The 22,603-nt window shown below is 40.1% G+C and carries 18 protein-coding genes; 16 read left to right on the top strand and 2 right to left on the bottom strand.

Annotation, left to right across the window (positions count from 1 at the left end; translation table 11 throughout):
• Positions 1-4: 4 nt before the first annotated feature.
• From JKG64_RS07055 to JKG64_RS07025, 7 genes are all read left to right on the top strand, one after another.
• Positions 5-1,285 (top strand): RagB/SusD family nutrient uptake outer membrane protein, encoded by a 1,281-nt coding sequence (locus tag JKG64_RS07055; protein WP_210353615.1) that lies wholly within the window; start codon positions 5-7, stop codon positions 1,283-1,285.
• A gap of 1 nt (position 1,286) precedes the next feature.
• The gene (locus tag JKG64_RS07050) at positions 1,287-2,234 is read left to right on the top strand and encodes a phosphodiester glycosidase family protein (protein WP_246512494.1); all 948 of its coding nucleotides are present in this window, start codon (positions 1,287-1,289) and stop codon (positions 2,232-2,234) included.
• A gap of 8 nt (positions 2,235-2,242) precedes the next feature.
• Positions 2,243-4,000, top strand: coding sequence for a hypothetical protein (locus JKG64_RS07045; RefSeq protein WP_210353614.1), 1,758 nt, complete (start codon positions 2,243-2,245; stop codon positions 3,998-4,000).
• 434 nt (positions 4,001-4,434) lie between these two features.
• The gene (locus JKG64_RS07040; RefSeq protein ID WP_210353613.1) at positions 4,435-4,821 is read left to right on the top strand and encodes a hypothetical protein; all 387 of its coding nucleotides are present in this window, start codon (positions 4,435-4,437) and stop codon (positions 4,819-4,821) included.
• Complete coding sequence (locus tag JKG64_RS07035) at positions 4,814-5,404, top strand: DUF4303 domain-containing protein (protein ID WP_210353612.1); 591 nt, start codon at positions 4,814-4,816, stop codon at positions 5,402-5,404. Before JKG64_RS07040 ends, JKG64_RS07035 begins: the two co-directional genes overlap by 8 nt.
• A gap of 316 nt (positions 5,405-5,720) precedes the next feature.
• Positions 5,721-6,086 (top strand): helix-turn-helix domain-containing protein, encoded by a 366-nt coding sequence (locus tag JKG64_RS07030; protein WP_246512493.1) that lies wholly within the window; start codon positions 5,721-5,723, stop codon positions 6,084-6,086.
• 46 nt (positions 6,087-6,132) lie between these two features.
• Positions 6,133-6,897, top strand: a complete 765-nt coding sequence (locus JKG64_RS07025; RefSeq protein WP_246512492.1) for an SDR family oxidoreductase — start codon at positions 6,133-6,135, stop codon at positions 6,895-6,897.
• Positions 6,898-7,393: 496 nt separating this feature from the next.
• On the opposite strand, the gene JKG64_RS07020 is transcribed toward JKG64_RS07025, so the two are convergent.
• Positions 7,394-7,882: a hypothetical protein gene (locus JKG64_RS07020; RefSeq protein WP_210353611.1), complete on the bottom strand. Its 489-nt coding sequence runs from the start codon at positions 7,880-7,882 to the stop codon at positions 7,394-7,396.
• A gap of 247 nt (positions 7,883-8,129) precedes the next feature.
• On the opposite strand from JKG64_RS07020, the gene JKG64_RS07015 reads away from it, so the two are divergent.
• From JKG64_RS07015 to JKG64_RS06990, 6 genes are all read left to right on the top strand, one after another.
• Positions 8,130-9,866 carry a thiamine pyrophosphate-dependent enzyme gene (locus JKG64_RS07015; protein ID WP_210353610.1) on the top strand — a complete coding sequence of 579 codons (1,737 nt, stop codon included), beginning with the start codon at positions 8,130-8,132 and terminating at the stop codon, positions 9,864-9,866.
• Positions 9,867-10,298: 432 nt separating this feature from the next.
• A complete protein-coding gene (locus JKG64_RS07010; protein ID WP_210353609.1) occupies positions 10,299-10,898 on the top strand; it encodes an RNA polymerase sigma factor in 600 nt (199 codons plus the stop codon).
• A gap of 118 nt (positions 10,899-11,016) precedes the next feature.
• Positions 11,017-12,195 (top strand): FecR family protein, encoded by a 1,179-nt coding sequence (locus JKG64_RS07005; protein WP_210353608.1) that lies wholly within the window; start codon positions 11,017-11,019, stop codon positions 12,193-12,195.
• A 69-nt stretch (positions 12,196-12,264) separates the two neighbouring features.
• The gene (locus tag JKG64_RS07000) at positions 12,265-15,807 is read left to right on the top strand and encodes a SusC/RagA family TonB-linked outer membrane protein (RefSeq protein ID WP_210353607.1); all 3,543 of its coding nucleotides are present in this window, start codon (positions 12,265-12,267) and stop codon (positions 15,805-15,807) included.
• A gap of 24 nt (positions 15,808-15,831) precedes the next feature.
• Positions 15,832-17,280 carry a RagB/SusD family nutrient uptake outer membrane protein gene (locus JKG64_RS06995; RefSeq protein WP_210353606.1) on the top strand — a complete coding sequence of 483 codons (1,449 nt, stop codon included), beginning with the start codon at positions 15,832-15,834 and terminating at the stop codon, positions 17,278-17,280.
• Positions 17,281-17,318: 38 nt separating this feature from the next.
• Positions 17,319-18,413, top strand: a complete 1,095-nt coding sequence (locus JKG64_RS06990) for a TlpA disulfide reductase family protein (RefSeq protein WP_210353605.1) — start codon at positions 17,319-17,321, stop codon at positions 18,411-18,413.
• A 165-nt stretch (positions 18,414-18,578) separates the two neighbouring features.
• Here JKG64_RS06990 and JKG64_RS06985 read toward each other — a convergent pair whose 3' ends face one another.
• Complete coding sequence (locus tag JKG64_RS06985) at positions 18,579-19,124, bottom strand: hypothetical protein (RefSeq protein WP_210353604.1); 546 nt, start codon at positions 19,122-19,124, stop codon at positions 18,579-18,581.
• A gap of 374 nt (positions 19,125-19,498) precedes the next feature.
• Between JKG64_RS06985 and JKG64_RS06980 the strand changes: the two genes are divergently transcribed.
• The 3 genes from JKG64_RS06980 to JKG64_RS06970 all read left to right on the top strand — a co-directional run bounded on the left by JKG64_RS06980 (position 19,499) and on the right by JKG64_RS06970 (position 22,594).
• Entirely contained in the window at positions 19,499-19,753 is a 255-nt protein-coding gene (locus JKG64_RS06980) for a hypothetical protein (protein ID WP_210353603.1), read from the top strand.
• 535 nt (positions 19,754-20,288) lie between these two features.
• Complete coding sequence (locus JKG64_RS06975) at positions 20,289-20,546, top strand: NAD(P)-dependent oxidoreductase (protein WP_210353602.1); 258 nt, start codon at positions 20,289-20,291, stop codon at positions 20,544-20,546.
• 635 nt (positions 20,547-21,181) lie between these two features.
• Complete coding sequence (locus tag JKG64_RS06970) at positions 21,182-22,594, top strand: hypothetical protein (protein WP_210353601.1); 1,413 nt, start codon at positions 21,182-21,184, stop codon at positions 22,592-22,594.
• The last annotated feature ends 9 nt before the right edge of the window (positions 22,595-22,603 follow it).

Below are 22,603 nucleotides of genomic sequence, written 5' to 3'. Positions count from 1 at the left end.
AAACATGAAACTTCAAAACCTTTATATAATAGCCTGTACAGTTGCATTATCAGCGTTTAGCTCCTGTGCAGACAAGCTGGATTTGTATTCTCATTCGGCTATGGCTCCCGATGCGGTGACTGCCAATGATATACCGGCTCTACGCTTAGGGATGTATAACAATATGCAAAATGATCCTGGAGTGCACAATTTTATCATCTTTGACCTTTTAGGAGGAGACTTACAGACAGGCGCCAATAGCTCGCCGATCAACCTGATCAATTCGACCCTTTCTCCACTCAATTCTATCGTTTCCAGAGGTTGGAACGGATATTATAGTTCACTGTATCAGGTCAACAATGTGCTATCCATATGTCAGGCCCAGCCAGAGAGCAGTATCCGCAACCTAACCCTGGGAGAGGCCTATTATTTTAGAGCTCTAAATTATTATAATCTTGTCACCCGTTGGGGCGATGTGCCAGTACTACCCGACAATACGTTAGAAAAACCCTTGCGGGATTCAAAAGAACAGGTTTGGGCCTTTATAGAATCTAATCTGATAGAGGCAACAAAATACCTCGGTGCTTCAAAATCCTATTATTATGTTTCAGCGGATGCGGTCAAAGCTTTGCAGGCAAGAGTATATCTGGCGCAGGGCAAGAAAGTAGAAGCTGCTACCGTCGCGGAGTCGCTTATCTCTTCAGGAAAGTATGCCTTGGATAGCTTTGAAAAGATATTCAGAAAGCAGGCAAATACAGAGGTTATATTTGCATTTGAGAATCTTTCAGAAGAATCTTCTATCAATATATCTGATCTGTTTTACTCTTATGCACACCCGAACAAAGGCCAGGGTAACTATAGGATTACTACAGAGACGGTCAATTTGTTTGCCTCAACAGACAAAAGACGTAATATGACCATCGTAAATATTGCTGGTACTGACTGTGTCAATAAATACCCTAGTGGGCAGACAGGAAGAGATCCGGTTATCATATCCCGTATTTCCGAAATGTACCTAATAGCAGCTGAATCACTTGGCCTGACCAAAGGGTTGGCCTATCTAAATGCCTTACGTCAATTTCGAGGACTACCTATTGTTTCTCCATCTTCAGAGAGTGATTTTCTTGCGGCTTTACTTCGTGAGCGGCAGCTCGAATTCTTGGGTGAAAACTTCAGGTATTATGACCTAATCCGTACCGAAAAAGCTATAAGTACTTTAGGTATTTTACCTTATCAGACGCTTTTACCGATTCCCGGAAGCGAACTACAACGTAACACAAATTTGAAACCTAATCCTGGATATTAAAATGAAGATGATCAAGATACAGCAGACCCTATCTGCTACGGTGCTCGGGCTGGCCCTGACTATACTGTCCTGTAGCAATAAAGAAGAATTTATAAGAGTAGAGGATACTTACTCTCTTGTGCCTACCTCAGAAGTGGCAAAGAAAATAGTTCAACATACAGACCTTATGGTACACATCCATCAGGACAGTGCCTATCAGATTGTAGACGGAGTTACAGCGACAGAAATAAGCTATATATCAAAAACAGGACTGGCCAAAAAGATATTTGTTATCGAAACCGATTTGACCAATCCTCAGGTTGGTATTGAAGTATCTACCCCCAATAATTCCGCGCAGTTCGGTATGCAGCCAATGACCAAACAGGCAACATTTGAAGACTTTGAAGGGCATAAGGTCTGGGCTGGTATAAATGCCGATTTTTATAATATGACCAATGGTACCCCTCAGGGGATTGTGTACAAAGAAGGTGTTGCAATCAAGACAACGGTGACGGATCAAGTAAATACTTTTTTTGCTGTCTTAAAGAATGGAAAGGCATTTGTAGGGGATCAGGCCGATTATGCAAATGTAAAGAATCAGATCCAGGAAGCTGTTGGTGGTCGGGTTACATTGGTCAGTGACGGCGTATTACAACCTCAGACATCCACTGTACTGGAACCGCGTACTGCAATTGGTGTCTCTCAGGATGGAAGCAAGGTCTATATGCTGGTAGTGGACGGGCGTAGATTCCATTATTCCAATGGTATGAGCTACGAAGAGCTGGGGCAGTGCCTCAAGGCACTTGGGGCGTACGATGCGATCAATCTTGATGGTGGAGGTTCCAGTACCTATTTTCAGCGCAGTACACCCGATTTTAATACAGATCGTTTTCAGTTACGCAACTGGCCTTCGGATAATGGCGGAGCAGAGCGTGCTGTAGCCAACGGTTTATTGTTAATAGCAAAATAATACACGTTATGAATCGTATAGTAAAAAGTATTTTTATTGTTATATGCGGACTGTTTAGCCTAGTTTCCTGTAAAGATATCGATCTCGAAAGCTTTACGCCCAACACAGGCGATATTAGTTTTACAGGCACGTCATTGGATGCCCCCAATACACTGGACACCCTGTGGGTGGATGTGAATAGTAACCTTCCGTTTCGGCTGAAGACAGACGCTAGCTGGCTGTCTTTTGTTAAGCCTAACGGGGCATCTTCCGGAAAAGTAGGAATCATTACCGCCCGAAACCGAGAGCTCAACGCCCGCACGGGTACAGTCGTGGCTTACATCACCGATGCAGTACAGGCACAGATACAGATTAAACAATCTGCAGGAGATCCTATACCAGATGTCACACGACATTTTTATGTACGTGTGGATGGGCAGGTCACTGCCGATGGGCTTTCTTGGACTAATGCTACTTCACTGCATAAGGCATTGGATGAAGCGGTAAATGGAGACTATATCCATATCGCGGCAGGAGTATACACCCCGAGTAAAATGTTGACAGGGGGTACCTCTGCTCAGGACGCTACCTTCGAGATAGCAGAGAATGTACACCTGATAGGAGGATATGCTGCTCAGGCTTCTACCGGAGCTACTGCAGATCCTAACTTGTATAAAACGGAGTTCAATGGTAATAGTAAGTCTTTACACGTGGTTACTATCATCGCACCCAAAGCCGAAGGTCAACAGGTTGAATTGAATGGAATTACAATTACTAAAGGTATGGCAGGAGGAACAGGTTCGGTCAGCGCTGCAGGTACTACGGTCAGTAGGCAACATGGTGGAGGATTGTTTATTTCCAAAGCCAAGGTACGATTGACCAATGTCTCTATAATCGATAACGGTTCTGCCAACCATGCTCCAGGGGTTTATTTAACAGCATTAGCTGATGTTACTATGGATCAAGTGTCTGTCAAGAATAATTATACTACAATCGCCGCCTCTAATGGTGGTGGGATTTGGAATGACGGTTCTCGTCTTGTGATGTATGATTCCGAGATTGTCGGAAATAGAATCGGAGGTGTAGGCGCTGGATTATACAGCCTGAATACCGCGGTCGAAAGCGTTAATATCCTTTATAACGTTACCATTGCTAAGAATACCTGTGGTATATTCGGTAATAATTCTGTAGGTGGCGGAATTTATGCCCGTGAAAAATCCTTGTTTTACATTGTCAATTCTACTATCTATGGCAACAAAGCCGGTGGCGCAAGTTTCGGTGGCGGTATAGCATTGTATGGCGCGACTACCTTCCATCTTATTAACTCGACCGTTTCGGGCAATGAAGCAGGTACCACCGCTACAGCTACAGGAGGTGTGGGCATTCACAACTCATCAGCCAATAATAATAACCTATATATTTATAACTCTATTGTGTCAGGCAATCTAGGCGGAAGTTGGCCAGATATGGGAGGGAGTACCTATGCGGGTTATTCCGTTATGTCATCCGTATTGGGTACTCAGGTACTTGATGCTGATGGTAAGCCCACTTCAGTTCAGTTTGACCCAAACACTTCCTTCGCGGCATTTGGACAAAATGGAGGATTTGGCGATACATTTCCACTCAAAGGCGCTTCTGCTGCCACAACCCAAGGTTTGTCAGCTCTTCAGCTCGAAATCCTTGCCAATAACTTACAGGGATTGGAAGGAGCAAAGTTACTTATAGATCAGAACAATGTATCCCGTACCAACAAGAAAGTGATGGGAGCAGACGTTTCTATCAAATAGTAAGCTGATTAGATCAAAAAAGCCAGTTTGTATTAACAGACTGGCTTTTTTTGTCTTAAGGATCGTTAGCCTAAATGATCAATATAATAGCACAACTTAGGTTAGCTATATACTGATTATCCAAAAAAAGACCTGAAGCGGGGAGCTTCAGGTCTTTTTAACTAACCAATTATTAACCTAAATTATGAATACTGATACATTTACAAAAGCTGTGCCAATTGTATGCTAGCATAGTAACTATGTGTAAATGTTACATGATTTTTTTAAATAGTACAATCCGAATTATAGGGAAGGGGGATGGAAGTTGATGGTTTTTTAATATATAGCCGATAATTGGGATTGTCTTTTTCCGAATTAGTGTTTAATATTGCTTTGCATACTGGATCAGATTAGAAGGATTAGTGGCAATAGTAATATTTTGAAGTATAGGAGTAATGAATAAAGAATTAGCAACTCCGCCATCTGGCGAGCGCGACCGTGAGCTTTGGCTGCAACATGGAGCAGGTTATATTATTTTTGAGAATATTCGCAAATATGCCATTGGCAAAATCCCTTCTGATATAGATCAGACACTGCGTGCGGCTCATATCGCGGCCATTGACAACACCCTATATGGTATGATGATGCAGATGGATGGTGTCTTTGGTGATTTAGAAAATGAAAGTTACCGGTTGGTTCTGCAAACGAATATTGTGCTTTATAAAGAGGATAAAGTAGTGGAAGAACTGGATACCCTCCATGGGGATGGGATGTGTATGGGGTTCCACGGGTGGATCGAAAATGATTTTGGAACGGATGAAATTGTAACTGATAATGACTGAAAAAAAGAATTTTGATTTTTATAAACTGGCCATTCAAATAGAAGCTGCCACCCGAAAGGCCTTTCAGGAAATGGTGGCCGATCATGCCGACGAAGGAATATATGCTTTTGCTTTATACAGCGACGAAGGGGCCATGACAGTTTGTCCATCGACCAATACCCAAGAATTTCTAGCGACTGCCCCGGAGCGAGATTTAGTATACTATACCTTTGAGCCTGCCGAATGGCGTTATGAAGCCGATGGGGCAGACAAGGAGTTCAATAAAATCTGTAGTGAACTGTATGATGCCATCGAAGCCGATTTTGAGGAAGACGATGACGAATACAGCGATGAGGATGACGACGACGATGACGAAGAATTCGTGGAATTCCAGCAAACCTTGTATCAAACCTGCATTGATGTATTGTTAAAGTTAAAGCAGGAGGATTTTTTTAGAAAGCTGGCCGGTAGGGATATTTTCCTAATGTTTTCGGTAACAGATTATGAATACGATCGGGAGAAGCTGAAGGATATGATTACCCTACTGAACGACAATCCATATAGACAGCAATATCTGGATTGGATGAAGACATGGCGCAAATAGTTCTTATCTTTAGGGCTTGGTTTCCTCAAATATACAAGTAAGGAGTATTAATACAGGTGGATAGATGTCGCGGAAATCGTTGAAGTAATCAAGGATATTGCTGATACTGAGAAGGTAGTTCTCTATGCTAGTCATGCTACTTGCAAGTGGGGGACTTACCTTATGGTGAAGATCGTATAATGCCGGGTTATATTAGTGGTTACGATTTTCTTGTAGTGTTCTGGAATGATAAAAAATATAAAGAACTATAAATAATTAGTCATACCGAGAACAGATTTGAGATTAGAACTATATTGTTTAATTAACTATAACAATTTTGACCAAGAGCATACCACGACCAGATGAAATAACATCAAGATTTTTGGAGGAACTGGATAAGCATCTCCAAGAGATTGTTTCTGGACAGACAGATATCTATTATGAAATACACGATTTAGCTGAAATCCTACATATTCATCCCACTCATCTGAGCAATACTATTAAACAGACCACAGGTAAATCTCCGTGTGATATTTGTCATGAGAAAACCATTACGGTTGCTAAGAAACTCTTAGAAAACACCGAACTGACGATTTCGGAAGTTGCCTTTAAACTCACCTACGAGCACACTAATTTTACGAAATATTTCAAAAAGCACACAGGTAAAACACCTTCTGCCTATAGAAAGTCAAGGACTGTTTAAAATTCTGAAACTCTCACCATAAACATGTCTCCGTAACACTTTACCTTTGTGTATACACAAAAATAAAGAAATGACAAATTGGAAAAATAAAGTAGCTATCGTGACGGGTTCATCTCGGGGGCTAGGCAAAGCAGTTGTAAAGCTTTTGGCTCGCAATGGAGTAAGCGTAATTGTAAATTATTCGTCTAATAAACAACATGCAGACGAAGTTGTGAATGAAATCATGCTGTCAGGTGGACAAGCATATGCAATTCAAGCGGATGTCAGTAAGCCTGCTGAGATCACTAAATTATTTAACCTGACGATCGAAAAGTATGGAAAAATAGACATTGTAATTAATAATTCCGGCATTATGGTGACAAAGCTTACAAAAGATACATCGGAAGAAGACTTCGATAGGACATTTTCTATCAATGCTAAAAGCGTTTTCTTTTCTATGAAAGAAGCGGCAACAAAACTGGCAGACAACGGACGGATAATCAATATTTCAAGCTCTGTAACAAGAGTGATGTTCCCTACCTATGGCGCTTATTCAGCATCAAAAGCGGCTGTTGAGCAAATGACGAGGGTATTTGCAAAGGAAGTAGGAAGTAGAGGAGTCACCGCCAACACTGTTTCACCAGGGCCCATTAATACCGAGCTCTTTATGCACGGGAAAACAGAAGCAGATATTCAGAGGATCGGAAGTATGACCGCATTCAACAGAATTGGCGAGACGCAGGATATTGCACCTCTCATACTATTTCTAGCAAGTGATGAATCATATTGGATAACCGGACAAAATCTTGGAATAAACGGTGGAATGGTCTAAAAGGTTTATGAACTACATGATATTAAAATTCATTTTAATGATGAGAGCAAAATATGTAAATACCTAATTGCGGAACCAGCAGGCGTGCTGGACTTGGAAATTATAATTAATGTGTGGTTTTAATTTATCCTTAACATTTCTTTTTATGTTTTAGCTTTACTAAAGCATTTTTAGGAGTAGTATCACTTATTTATCCTGATCGTTCGTCAGCGCAAATATCGAACGGCTCACAGATACCTGTGGATCTCTTTGATGGCTAACTTTTTTGATGCTTCTTTGTACAGCCTTATCTGTTCAGCCAGCTGTATGTGAAATGGTAAAGCCCGCTGTTGTGCAAAATGATGTACTCTGAAATAAGCATCATCAATTCAGATTTCTTCAGCAGCAACGGCTAAATTAATAGGCTGTAATATCGTGTCAGCTACTGTATGCGTATTGTATGAAAGGTGTTCGGGCCAATGTCCGAAAGCGGTTATGATTAAAATAAATAAAAATTTTACTGTACCTCATTGGCAACTACATTGCCCGTTACAGATTTGTCTACAATAATAGCTAGACCTGCATGCGAGGTGTACGATTGCTTTTGACCAGTTATCATTTTGTAGGTAAAGAGCACTTCACCATTTGCAGATTTCTTAAGATCTACAGGCTCTAGCTTTGTTTCGACATCTGTGACAGGTGTTGTCACAGCAATAACATATTGTTTCGTGAAATCTATATCTGTAGGTCTGCCATCTTTTCCCATAACAGCTGCGGCGCCGAATATGCTGTCAAATACTTCTTTCGTTTCGATTTTTGGATTTTCTATTCCGTTTGTAACGGTGTTATTCACAAAATAATGTTGTGCAATTGTATAGGGGATAGTAAGATCTTTCGTATTATTATCAACGACTTCATCGTGCATAGCTATAGAATCCGAAGTCCTTGTATCATCCGTGTTTTGCGGAGAGTTGCAAGAAGTGGCAGTTAGAAAAGCTATTACCACTACTTATAAATTTTTTATGTTTATTTTTTTCATAATCCTATGATGAATTTTTTAAAATTGCCAAAATGTATTTGTACAATAATATAAACAACAGTCAGATGGGCCATATTGTTTTATATGGAACAACTTAATAAAAAATGCCGAATCACCAAGTTATAGAATTTTATTTGCTTTTTTATAATTACATGTACTCTAAAAAACAATGTAATAAGGTAGTTGTTCTTTACTATATAAAATTAACGAGACTATGGCAAGAAATGTAGCAGAACAAATCGTCACTATTTTAGAAGATGCTGGCATAAAGAGAATTTATGCAGTTACTGGAGATAGTTTAAATCATCTAAATATAGCCGTTAAGAAAAGCAAGAAGATAGAGTGGATACATGTTAGGCACGAAGAGGTAGGGGCTTATGCTGCGACTGCAGAAGCAGAGTTAAATGGGATTGCCGTTTGTGCGGGTAGTAGCGGTCCGGGGCATGTACATCTAATAAATGGACTTTATGATGCGCATCGTTTACATTTGCCCGTTTTGGCAATTGCTTCAACTATACCCACCATATCAATAGGTCGTAGTTATTTTCAGGAAACCAACACCATCAAACTATTTGATGATTGTAGTCATTATAACGAAATGATCACCCGTGCTGAGCAAGTAGATAAAGTAGTACATACTGCTTTGCAACATGCGATTTCTAAAAAAGGAGTTTCAGTAATTGGAATTCCTGGAGATGTTTTCGAGATGGATGAAATAGAAGGCGCGCCAACTCGTAAAATATTTAGAACTGAGTCTATTTTACGTCCATCCGATGACGAATTGAAGCGTTTGGCCTCCTTGCTTAACTCAACAAGTAAAATGACAGTTTTCTGTGGTATTGGCGCTAGCCATGCAAATCAAGAAGTTGTAGCCTTAGCCAATAAGCGCAAGGCTCCGGTAGGTTATTCCTTCAGGGGTAAGATGGGGATACAACCTAACAATCCCTATGAGATTGGAATGACCGGGCTATTAGGTCAGGCAGCAGCTTATCATGCTATGCATGATGCAGAGGTATTACTACTTCTTGGAACAGATTTTCCCTATGACAATTTTATTCCCGAAAGCAATAAGATCGTACAAGTGGATGAAAAAGCTGAGTTTTTAGGTCGAAGAGCGAGTTTGACTTTAGGTCTTTGTGGAGATGTACAGCATACCTTACAAGCATTACTTCCTCTTTTAGATGAGCACCATGATCGTACTTTTCTTGATGAGCAACTGGAGATTTACGAAAAAGTTAAGACTCGTAATCTGAGTTACGTTGAGGATATGGGCAAAGAAGATGCTATTCATCCTGAATTTGTAGCACATCTACTAGATAAATTTGCTGCGGATGATGCCATCTTTACCTTAGATACGGGAATGACATGCGTCTGGGGGGCTAGATTTATTACGGGTACAGGCTCACGCAAAATGTTGGGATCATTCAATCATGGCTCCATGGCAAATGCTATGCCCATGGCTATCGGTGCGTCACTTGCACAGGCTGGTAGACAAGTTATAGCACTATGCGGTGATGGAGGTATATCCATGTTGCTCGGAGATTTGGCTACTATTAAGCAATATAATCTACCGATTAAAATTATTGTTTTCAATAATAGATCACTCGGAATGGTTAAGCTTGAAATGGAAGTTGCCGGTATGCCAGACAACGAAACTGATATGGTTAATCCTGATTTTGCTTTGGTAGCTCATGCTATGGGTTTTACTGGCGAAAATGTACATAATCCCGAGGAAGTTAGTGATGCAATCCAAGAAGCTATAGCCTCAGATGGACCCTATTTACTTAATATATTTACCGACCCCAATGCACTTGCTATGCCACCGAAGGTAGAAATGGGTTATGTGCTCGGTATGGCTAAGACCATGTCCAAGTTGATGCTTGGTGGTAAGGCTGGAGAAGTAATAGATACCGTCAAGAGCAATTACAAGCATATCAAAGATTTATTTTGAAGCATGCTAGTCAAATTTTATTTTTTCAATAATATAATCTTTCTAAATATTTTTACGTTAAGCACCACCATTTTGCTTAAAAATGATTGAATTGAAGTTGTTTAACGGGAAAGGCTACATTAAGTCTACCATAGGATAATCGTCGCAGATCTTTTTTAAACTACTCTAGGTTGTTTTGATATTCATTTATTCTGTTGAATAGACGTGTGAAATCTTTTGAATTAACTGAACCAGATAATTATGTTTTTATTGTGTAATGATTAGAAAGATATGTCGATTAGTTTCGCTTCCATGTTAACGTATCTAGTTTTTATGGAAATTTGGCAAAATCAACTACGAGTCGTTTATTCATAGATCAATGTAGATTATGCAATCTGTTTATAATTCACTAGTTTTGGTTCTTGGAGTATAAATTTTCGTTAGCCAATAGAAATGAACATTGAGGCAAAAAATAGGGAAGAGCTGATGATTTTTAAAGAACTATCGTTGGGTAGTGAAAAGGCTTTTTCAGTTATTTATACGCACTATAGCCCTAAGATATTTACTTTTGTGGATAGAATACTTGGTTTTCCGGATATTACTGATGACCTCGTGCAAGATATTTTTATCGACCTATGGCAGAAGAGAGATTATCTGAAAGATATAGAAAACCCCAAAGCATATCTCTTTCGGATGGCTTCCAATAAGGTGCTTGATTACCAGAAAAGACTTACGACAAGAAAACCAATACTTGACTTTGTGATTTCCCAACAAGCAACGATGGGTTCATGGAGTGAAGAACGTGTTCTTTACAAAGAAACACTGATATTGCTTGGCCAAGCCCTAAATACCCTATCTCCTCAAAAGAAAGTTATTTACGAACTCAGTAGAAATGAAGGCCTGAGCCATGATGAGATTGCTGAGAAATTAAATATTGCTAAAAGCACTGTGGCCAATCAACTGGTGAGTGCGCTAAAACAAATTCGTCATTACCTGGAAAAACATATGGACTTTTTTTCCTTTGCCATATTTTATCTTCTGACACAATCTTAATTATTCTTAAAAAAAAGCCAACATCCTATAGTAGTTCCTTTCAAGCTAATCGTTTCTATTAATAGAAGGCAATAGTACGTACTATTGATCCATATTACTTTAGACTAACGCGATCTTGATGGAGAATGATAAAATACAGACAGTGGAAAAACTGTTCTATAAGATTTATACCAATACAGCATCTATTGAGGAAAGGTATTCCTACTATGAGATGATCCTCGAAGAACCTTGCGCACAGCATGTGAAAAAATTGATGGAAAAGCTGATGACGGAAGACACGGATGTGAGTTTTTCGGATGAGGACAGGCAAACAAGGGTATATACTTCTATTAAAGAGCAGTTGGCCTTCGGACAAAATGTTAAGCGCCCAGTCTTTAAATTTTATTGGGCAGCAGCAGTCGCACTCTTATTCCTTTTCTTTGGTATTTATCAATATCAACAGGTCGGACCAAAAGATCGTGCTGATGAGATGAAGCAGGATATTGCTCCGGGAAATGAATCTGCAACACTTATTCTAGAAGATGGTCGGGAAATTACATTGTCTAATTTGACCAGTGGCGAGATCGACAATGATGGTGGTATCAAAATATTTAATGATGAACACGGACAGCTTACATTTAATTATTTAGAAAGCGAAATTCCAAAATCGGGGGTAAATACCATCAAAACTAAAAATGGCCAGTCTTATACCATTAAGCTAGCTGATGGAACTAAAGTGTGGTTAAACGCGGCATCGACGCTCCAGTTTACAGCAGCTTTGGAACAAGGAGGGACTCGACAGGTACAGCTACAGGGAGAGGCCTATTTTGAAGTTGCAAAAGATTCAAAACATCCGTTTATAGTTCATACAAGTAGGCAGATGATACGTGTGCTGGGTACCCATTTTAATGTCAGTGACTATCCGAATGACGATGCTGGAGCCACGACCGTATTGGAGGGACGTGTGTCGGTCAAAAACCAGACCGCAGAACATATTCTAAATGCGGGAGAACAGGCCGTCACCAACCGTTCTGGTACGGTGGTTGCCAAGACAGATCCGAAAAATACAGTTGATTGGCAGCAGGGAGATTTTGCACTCAATAATGTCAAAATTGATGATGCCATACAAAAAATTGCCCGTTGGTATGATGTCAGTATTGTTTATGAAGGTGACATTGACAAAGCGATGCTGACTGGCGGCTGGGTGTCTAAAAAGCAACCTCTCTCGGCGGTACTTCGTGCGATAGAAAGTCTTGACTTGGTACGTTTTGAGTTAAAAGATCGCACCTTAATCGTAAGACCGTATAAATCAAAATAAACCCATAACAACTCGTTGATACAACACTAATCACGACTTTTTAGTCAAAATACATTTTAACCTAACAACATGCGAAAACAAAAAATGCCGAATCCCTTTGCCAGTAGGTATAAGTATAGGCCAGCTATTGGGCTCAAAAAGCCGCTTTTAATCGGAGCATTTTCCATTGCTATGGCTTTGCAAACGGCCGCCTATGGTCAGACCATTAATCTTGTAAAAAAGGAGGCTGCTGTCGAATCAATTTTGATGGAAATTCGAAAGCAAAGTGGCTATGATTTTATTTTTGACGGACAGAAAATTCCCCTAAGGAAAAACATTGCGGTCGAATTTAATAACACGAGCGTGCGGGAGGCTTTAGCAGTCTTAGCCACTCAACTGAATCTTGATTATTCCATTAATGGGAATATTGTAACTCTCAAAAGTAGTTCTAATAGCCATCAAAGTACAAACATTCAGGATTATATCGATATCCGTGGCCGGGTTCTTTCCAGTGATAGAGTACTCAGTGGAGCTTCCATAACGGTCGAAGGAACTGCAATTCAAGCTACGACAGATACAGAGGGGCACTTTCGATTGAAACGTGTACCACGCCATGCATCTATTGTAGTTAGTTATGTTGGCCTTGAAAGTACATCATTTCCTGCACTTGAAGAAATGGGGGACATCTATTTGAATGTAAAGAGCCAAGTCCTAGATGAGGTAGCGGTTACATACTCTACCGGTTATCAGCAGATTAGTAAAGAGCGTAGTGCCGGATCATTTGGTAAGCCGGATATGGCTGTTGTTCAGGATCGTACCACATCAATGAATATCCTTGATCGATTGGATGGACTGGTGCCCGGACTTACTGTAAACTCCTCTGGTAGAGGTGAGGAGTTTTCCATACGAGGCGTGACATCGATCAATGCTAATCGTACACCTTTGCTGGTTGTGGATGGGATCATTGTATCGATGAATGAAGTCGCCTTAATAAACCCGAATGATGTGGCAGATGTTTCTGTCCTAAAAGACGCTACAGCCGCATCCATCTGGGGCGCACGAGCATCCAACGGAGTCATCGTGATCACGACAAAAAAAGGTACTAAGTCAGATCGATTAAAAATCTCCTATAGTGGATTTATGAAGATGGAAGGGAAGCCAGATCTCAATTATCTTCCCAAATTAAACAGTAGACAACTCGTTGATGCTGCGCAAGCAATTTTTGATCCTGTTAATGTCACTTGGGGAGCGATCAACACCCCTACATCCAGCAATTTTACGGGTATTTTTGTAGCTCCACATGAGCGACCTTTATATCAAGCTTATTTGGGCAATATGGATGCCGCAACACGCGATCGCCAATTAGACAGTTTAGGTCGTATTGATAATCTTGGCCACCTGGCAGACACATGGTACCGCAATGCCTTTTTGATGAACCATACGCTATCTGTTTCCGGTGGAGGAGACCGCTATGGTTTTTACGGGTCTGCAGCCTATACAGACGATAAAAACCACAGCCCTGGTAACAAGGATAAAACGTATAAAGTGAATCTGCGTCAGGACCTAAAGATTAATAATCGGTTATCGGCATACCTGATTACAGATCTTTCCAATATCGATCGTAAATCAGTACCAACCGTGGCACCGACAAATTCTTTGCTTCCTTACATCAGATATAAAGATCTGGAAGGTAATAGTTTGGATATGGGCTACCTGAACTGGGCAGATTCTATCCGCACGGTTTATGAAAATCGTAGTAAAATACCGTTGGCCTACAATCCCTTGGATGAAATGAACTATGGGAGCACTAATATCAATCAGCTACGTGCACGTATCACAGCAGGACTGCGTCTTGATATTTATAAAGGGTTAAGATTCGAAGGTACCTATGGTTTGACCAGAGGATCTAGTAAGACAGAAACTTTAAGCCAGCAAGAAAGCTATGCTGTGCGTCTTCAACGTGCTCAATTTACGACTACCTCCGGAACCGCTTATCTGCCTAAGACAGACGCACGGTTCTATACCGCTGACCAACAGTCTAAAAACTGGACAGTCAGAAATCAATTGGTATTTGACAATACGTACGACAAGCATGCCGTCACAGCCTTATTCGGGCAAGAGGCACAGGCCTTTTTGACAAAGGGCAATTACAATACCGTATGGGGATATAAGCCGGATTTGCTCACCAATATTCCTGTAGATCTGAATACACTGGCAAATGGAATTACGAGCCCAGTGATCGGCAATTCAGGAACGAATAGGAGTGTCCTTTTTCCATCGACGGTGGCAGGATATAGCGAAGACGAAAACCGCTTCGTTTCTTACTATGCGAATGCAGGCTACACCTACGACAAAAAATATACGATCAATGCAAGCTGGCGTATCGATGAGTCGTCCTTATATGGTAAAGAAAAATCGGCCCAGAATAGACCTGTATGGAGCGTAGGTGCTGCATGGAAAGTGAGTCGTGAGGCATTTTTCAATAGTTCATGGATCAACGATCTGAGCCTCCGTTCGACTGTGGGGGTGACTGGTAATTCGCCGAATATCGGTACGGCCGCATCGCAGGATATTATTGGTACCACCACAAATTCAGTTTTTCCAGGCGGTGTCGGCGTCAATATTGTCACGCCAGCCAATAGATCCTTAACTTGGGAATCCACCTTCAATATCAATGCAGGAGTTGATTTTGCTTTGTTCAACAATCGACTGAATGGTTCCTTTGATTACTACAGTAAGAAAACAGAAAATCTGATTGGCTACATGCCGACCAACTCCTTTACCGGCTATAGCAACATTACCGGCAATCTGGGCGACATGAAAAATACAGGTTTAGAGTTGAGCTTGAACAGTAGAAATATAAGTACCCGCGTATTTACTTGGGGTACCACATTAAATCTGGCCTATAATAAAAATAAAATCACCAAATTAAACCGCGCTACGCCAATTTCTACGGGAGCCGGCATGGTCGGAGAGCAATTTGTCGCTGGATACGATGCGTACGCCCTCTTTGCCTATGCCTATGCAGGCTTGGATGCCCTTGGCGATCCACAGGTACATTTAGCGGATGGTACACTAACGAAAGAACCTAATAAAACGTTGGCCGAAGACATTCGATTTATGGGTACCGTGCAACCCCGTTGGAACGGCGGACTTTCCAATAGGTTTGCGTATAAAAACCTGTCTTTAAATGTCAATGCAATTTTTAATCTGGGGCATTTCATGAGAAGGCCAAATCTGAATACGCTCTGGACTGGCGGTCGGATCACCGAAAATGTGAGCAGCGAGTTTATGCAGCGCTGGCAGCAGGCAGGGGATGAGCAGTACACACAGATACCTGCTTACGTAGATATTTCTTCAGGGCGGACCAATCTGCGCAATACCAATTACTATAGCCAAGGAGATCTCAACGTGATCAGCGCTTCTTACCTCAAGATACGCGATATTTCTTTAGGCTACACATTGCCAACAGCATGGGCCGATAGAGTCTATACAAGACAGATTTCTTTGCGCGCCCAGCTTTCGAATGTCATGGTATGGAAAAATAACAGCTATGGTATAGATCCTGAGATTTTGAACAATGTATACACGGGGCAAAACGCGGTATCTTTCGGTGTTCAGGTGGAGTTTTAAAATATGATTTAATTGAATTTAAAAATGAAAAGTAACTATTTAATATATACAATAAGCCTAGCTTTTTGCTTTGTTTCTTGTAGTAAAAGCTTTTTGGAAATTACCCCCAAAGGCAAATTTATAGCGAGTAAAGTTTCGGAGTATGATCTTTTATTTCAGAACACCACGCTGATCAATACGGGAGCTTCTCCGGCCAATGCACAGGTGCCCATGGGGGATGAGGTTGCGGTGGTAGATCCCTATTTTAACGGAGCTCAGTTGAGAACCCAACGACTTTTTCGGTGGGAAGATAAAGTCTATAATGATGATGAAGACGCTTTTGAAATGCTGGCTATTATGCCTCAGCTTTATACCTATAATAAAATCATAAATGAAGTCATGGATGCGCAGGATGGTAGCCTTGATCAAAAAGAAGCATTGCGTGCCGAGGGTAAGGCAAACCGCGCTTGGACCTTCTTTATGTTGAGCAACTACTATGGGGCTCCTTATTCCGCTGCTACTGCCTCCACCGCTTTATCTATCCCATTATTAACGGAGGCCGATGTGGCCAAGACAAGTTTTCAACGTGCTACGGTAGCTCAGATCTATGACTTTATGGTAAAGGATCTTAACGAATCAATTCCCTATTTGCCTAAAAATCCCGCATTAAGAACACGGATGTCCCGAGCGGCAGCAGAGGCATTGCTGGCGAAGGTTTATCTGTTTATGGGCAAATACGAAGAGTCTCTGGCGATGATGAATCAAGCATTCAGCAATTTGCCTACCACATTTGTAACGCAACTCTACGATCTGAATACGACCATGGCAATAGGAGGTACCTGGGGGTATGATCCCAATTGGGCACTAACTAGCTACCAGAGTCTCTATCCACCGGCATGGAATAATATCGAAAATCTTTTTCCAAAGCAGCATGGTCTGAATGGCTGGAATTCCGAGCTGTCCGATATTTTATTGTCACCGGAGGCATTCGCTTTATTTTCGGCTAATGACCAACGCCTCAAATTTTTTACGCCAGAGCCCAGCGGAGGGGGAAAATTTGCTGTACCGGGACTGAGACGTCGCAATAGTGGTACACAGGCACAGTTCGGTTTGCGTTTGGCCGAAATGTACCTGATACGAGCAGAAGCAAATGCACGATTAGCAAACACAGCCGAAGCGATTAAAGATTTAGAAGCATTGCGTGTCAAGCGGATGCCTATAGAGGAGGCCAAGATAACTATAACCGATAAAAATCTTCTAGTGAAGTTCGTGATCGAAGAGCGTCTTCGTGAATTTGCCTTACAGGGTCAGCGTTGGTTTGATATGCGTAGATTATCCGTAGATCCGATATTTGCCGGTAAGGAATATACCCATATATATTATGATGCCGATGGTAAAGAAAAAGAGCGGATTATACTCCGTCCGGAACGTCTCACGATGCGTTTTCCTGAAAAAGTAATGAGTGAAAATCCAGGAATGATAAATAATCCATAATGATGCATTTGAAGACTATAATTTTAGCTTGCGTCCTTATGGGATCGATACAGGCAGCTGCTGCGCAACAAAAAGTTCATATCAAAGGACAGTTGAGGCATCAGAATGCTGGAGATGTTGTTTATCTCCATTATTTAAAAAAGGATGAATCCATGCAAGACTCTATGGTACTGTCAGCTAATGGAAAGTTTGAATTCCGTGCTGATATTTCCAAAGAGACCATAGCGCGCCTTTTCGTAAGCCATCAGGCAAATCCAGGGTTAAAGAAAAACTCGGACAAGGTGTTTTTCTATCTTGAGAAAGGAAAAACTTCTTTTCAACCCTCCGATTCTTTGCGGACGGCAACAATTGTATCTGGTCCGTTCAATAAAGATTATTCCATACTGAAAGGTGATTTACGACCTTTAGAGCAACGTCGCGAAGCACTATTTGCGACCTTAACGGATGAGAACCGTAAGTCGGAGCAGTTTATAATGCATTACAAAAAGGAAAATGAAGAAATAGCTTTATTGATCAAAGGAGTTTATAGCAGTTTTATACAACAACATCCAACATCCGCAGTTAGTTTTTATGCATTGGAACGTGTGGGCGGAGCCTTCCCAGATTATCAGGAAATGAATAGCCTATATTCATCGTTGTCATCTCCCTTAAAAGATACGGAAGAAGGCTTAAAATGGCGTGCTAAGCTTGACTTGATGAAAAACACCACCATAGGAGCCGAAGCACCTAATTTTACTTCCCATACAGTGGATGGTCAACAACTTCAATTGCATAGTCTACGGGGAAAATATGTGTTACTTGATTTTTGGGCATCCTGGTGTAGCCCCTGTCGGCAGGAAAGTCCTTATCTCATTCAGGCCTTTGACAAATACTCGAATAAAGGCTTTACGATCTTAAACGTCTCATTGGACAGTAAAAATGGTAAAGCAGCATGGATCAAAGCTATCGAAGAAGATAAAGTCGGAAGATGGAACCATGTATCTGATCTGAATGGATTCAATAGTGAAGTGACAAAGCTTTATGGTATACAGGCGATACCACAGAATTTTCTTTTGGATCCAACGGGTAAGATCGTTGCGAAAAATCTGCGCGGAGAAGAATTGCTCCAGTTTTTAGAGAAACAGTTACCTTAATTTTAGTTACAAAGGGTCTTCATCATGATATGAAGACCCTTTGTAATCAAAAGACAGAACCATATATATACCGCCCTAGTATCCGTATAAAGTATATCTTAGTACAAGATACTGTACACTTTCAGAATGGAATCCTCCATTGCTATTCCATATAACTATGCTCATTTATATCAACTGCCATTCCACCATCAGAAAGTTGTCCGTCGTAAATCCGACTTCCAGAGCGGCGGCCAGCCATCTGTTTTGAGTAGATTGTATCGCGTCCTTTTTACTCCTTTTAGATTCTGCAAAGATTATATTATCATCCTTCCATGTCACCACATCCCAACATCCACCAAAATTATTACCGTTTTCTTTGGTTACGAGCTGTAGCAGCATGTTCACCATTTTATGGTCAATAGGTGCGTGTACCTGACTTTTATAATCCTTATCAATCCATTCTGACAGATAGATAGGAGCGAGCCTTGGTTTGCCATAGGTCTCCACCCATCTCCCATCCCAGCCATCATCTTTAAAATTATTCAGGATAGCCATCTCAGCAAACATGGGGATACCTTTATGGTCTACTATCGGCTTACCGCCAAATGTATAGCTTAGTGGCGTGCCGGCCCACTTCATAAAGTCAACTTTACATTTAGGGATCATAACGGGATGACCGTTGACCTCAAACGTTTCAGATGCATTAGGTAACAATTTTTCAGGGTATATCATTTTCTTTAACTCTCAAAGGCAGCAATGAATTTTTCAAGACCTCGATTATTCAGGTATTTAAATACGGTTTTTAATACTACCTAATTACATGTAATACTATCTTCTAAGGTATTCAATGTTTTGTTGCAAAACAAGAGATGATTGTTGCTTTCGATCATATGATCCCAAACATTCCTTGTAACATCGTCCAGCAATGGATGGGCACAGCGTCATTTGTTCCTAGCCCGTCCGAAATCGACCGTCTCAATACGATTTCTGCTTCTCCACATATTGTTCCAGTCCTGAATTCACCGATTGTTTCGAGAATTCAAAATTTAAACGATGCTCATAGTTCAACAGGGCAGTTATGGCAATAGATATGCAAGTACCGGACAATGGTCAGTAATCGAGGAGTAGATCGTCTTACCAGTTGGGATGTCTCCTTTGTGCAGGATATGTTTAATCTACCTTTTGGGCGAGGGGATGCACTATGGAATTCATTTCAAGATAAAATTGTTACATTTGTTAATAACTTGCAAGGAAACACAGTAAAAAATACAGCTCAGATCCATCGTCCGGATTGGGCTATTGTTAAAGACGTACTTGAAGGAAGAAAGCCATTAAGTGTATTATCTACCGATTGTAATTAATGCTATCAATTATGTTAAAACGAATTTTTATAAACTTAGTAGCAGGTTTCGTTGTTTTTCCAATAGTGTACTCTTTACGTTACCTAAGTAATTTTTTAGATCGCGATTATCAGTTGAATTATTTGGTTTATCCTGACTTTGCTAGTTTCTTATTGGCTGCAGTTCAGAAAAGCTTAAATTATCCTTTAGTGCCTTTAATTTTCACTGTTCTTATATTGTTTCCCTTTGAAATTATTAAATATATTGCTATTAGAAAATCGATTGTCTTTAGTTTTTGGAAAAAGTTTCTTGTTTTAACAGGGATATCATTGTTTTGGATGTTTTTGATGGCTATAACTTACACCCCCTTATTTCTCCCTTCCTATAGCCAGATGCTTTTTCAATATACTGTTACCTTCATAGCAATGATGTTTCTAATGAACTTATTCCTCCATTATACAGATACTATCTATAGAAAAAGCAACGAAGAAGAGGCAAGTTAATTAAGAATTTAAGTAAGTAATGTCCATTTTATAATGGAAATCCAGATGAAATTATGGCTGGTGTAAAGTCATTAGCTGATTTCTACACGAATCATTTATTGAATGAGGAAGATATTGATTGTTTTTTTTTCTCGCCTGCAGGTAATTTGGCTCCAGGTGAAAGAACCGGTAATTATCGCTTGGGAATTGATGATTTGATTGTGGATGAAAAAGGAGAAAGCAATATTTCGGTAGAAGATTATGCAAAAGCAATGATAGATGAGTTTGAAGAGCAGAATCACCACAAACAGCGTTTTACAATCGGATATTAATGGTATTAGAGAGTGATTTTCTGTTAATAAAATTGGAGGTAAGTTAGCTTCACCTCTCTATGTTAGCTTTATATCCTCAGAACCGATAAATATCAGGCTCAATTAAAAACTAAGGAGCTATTTAGCATTCCACAATAAAAAACCGAGGCCTCTACCTAATCAAAAGGGTAGGAGCCTCGGTTTTTAAATGCATTGGATAATAGTAATTCAGTCGTTTAATTAGTTGCCTTTTCAATTTTTTGCTTTTTTATTGCATGAATACTCAATTCTTTAAGCGTTCGGTTCGCGTGGGGTTCTTATAATGATACAAACATACCTTTTTCTTTGTTTAATCACTCCTCAATCAGGTTTTTAGATTTGTTCAGAACAGTTTAGCGAAAATGCTATTTTTATCACTAATATTTTCGGAAAACGTTAGGCGTATAACCTCTCAGTCTCAATTGATTATTTATAGTTATAATTTTTAGGATAGGCATTATTGATAATTTATGGTGTAACATATCTATATAAAAAATTCCTTTTTTCAGGACTCATAGTTCTTAAAGAATAATATCATTATTTAGCTAAAAGGTAATTTTAAATTAATTGTTGGGTAATCTATTGTTGGTTAATTTGGTAAACTTAAATAAACAAACATGAGAACAAACAAAACTATCAGATTTATTCCTGCTTGGTTAATTTTACTATTATTATTGATTCAAGCGTCCTGTAAGAACGATGACATAGTTCCAAAGCTAGAAATGCAAACAAATCATTCTATTGGAATAACAGAGTTGCAAAAAATTTATCTAAAAAAGAATATTAAGGAAAAAACAAAAGAAGATTTCAAGGAGGGGAGTTCTATAAATTACGAGCCAGACTGGAGCTCAGTAAAACAAGAAATTATAGATGACTCAACAACTTACTTTTTAGTGAGAGTAAAACCTGTAGTTGACGATGGTAAAGAAAGGAGAGAAGTAACGACGATAAACAGCATACCATTTTTGCTGTTCTCTAATACAGATAGAGTTTTTATTGGAAAATTTCTTGTTATAGACAGTAATATTGAAAGTCAGTTTCTAAAAAATGGAACATTAAAACTCAAAGATTTAATTACAAATCACACCTCTCTGTTTGTCTACAAGGATGGGACTGTGCTATCTGATAAAAATAATCAAGCCAATAGAATAAGTAAACTAACATCTACTTCTAGGTCACAAAGCTGCATTACTATAGTAACCTGCGATTGGTATACGGATTGCCAAGGCACTTTGTACCTCGCAACTAGCCCGTATGGGACGTGCAATGTTCCAGCGTCGTCGAGCCCGTGTGATTATTCAGCCGCATGGAGTCAGCGTGCTTCTATAATTGACATAGTGTGCAATGATGATCCGACACCGCCAGGAGGAGATAATGGTGGGGGAAGCGGTACAGGTACTTGGACGCCAAGCTCTGAATGGGCTGCTGATGTATCGCTCAATTTACTAGAGGAAGCCCCAGGAGATATTATTACTGATATAAAATCATATCTAAGCGTCTTCAACAGAAATCAGGGGATTTATTTAACAATTTATGTTGAACAACCAAAATATAACTCTAGAGATACTTGGTCTGGTTTTCCAACGGACCCAAATGTTGGTCATACATGGGTAGCTTTAAATCAGGGGAACGTTACTAGAGTAGTTGGATTCTACCCGTCAAGTAGTGTAAATCCATTTACCAAAAATACATCTCCTAGTGTATTGGTAGATGACTCAGGGCATGCCGCAAGTGTATCTTTTTCATTTAATGTCCCAGCGACGAATACAGTGAACGTATTGAATACTATAAGTTCATATAATACGTTGTATAACCTAGACTCGTACAATTGTACAACTTTTGCTATAGATGTAGCAAAGGCGGGTGGGCTAAATTTACCTAGCACATCAGGTCGTTGGCCAGGAGGAGGTGGATTTAATCCAGGAGATCTTGGTCAAGATCTTAGAACCTTTAGACCTCCCTCAAGAGGACATTCATTTAGGACCCCGAGATCTGGAAGTACTTTTGTCTCAACTAGTAACTCAAACTAAAATAGTCAT

The sequence above is a fragment of the Sphingobacterium tabacisoli genome, assembly GCF_017908035.1.
GTDB classification, from domain to species: domain Bacteria; phylum Bacteroidota; class Bacteroidia; order Sphingobacteriales; family Sphingobacteriaceae; genus Sphingobacterium; species Sphingobacterium tabacisoli.
The sequence above is the reverse complement of the archived record's forward strand: the minus strand, read 5'-3'. Positions and strand labels throughout refer to the sequence as shown.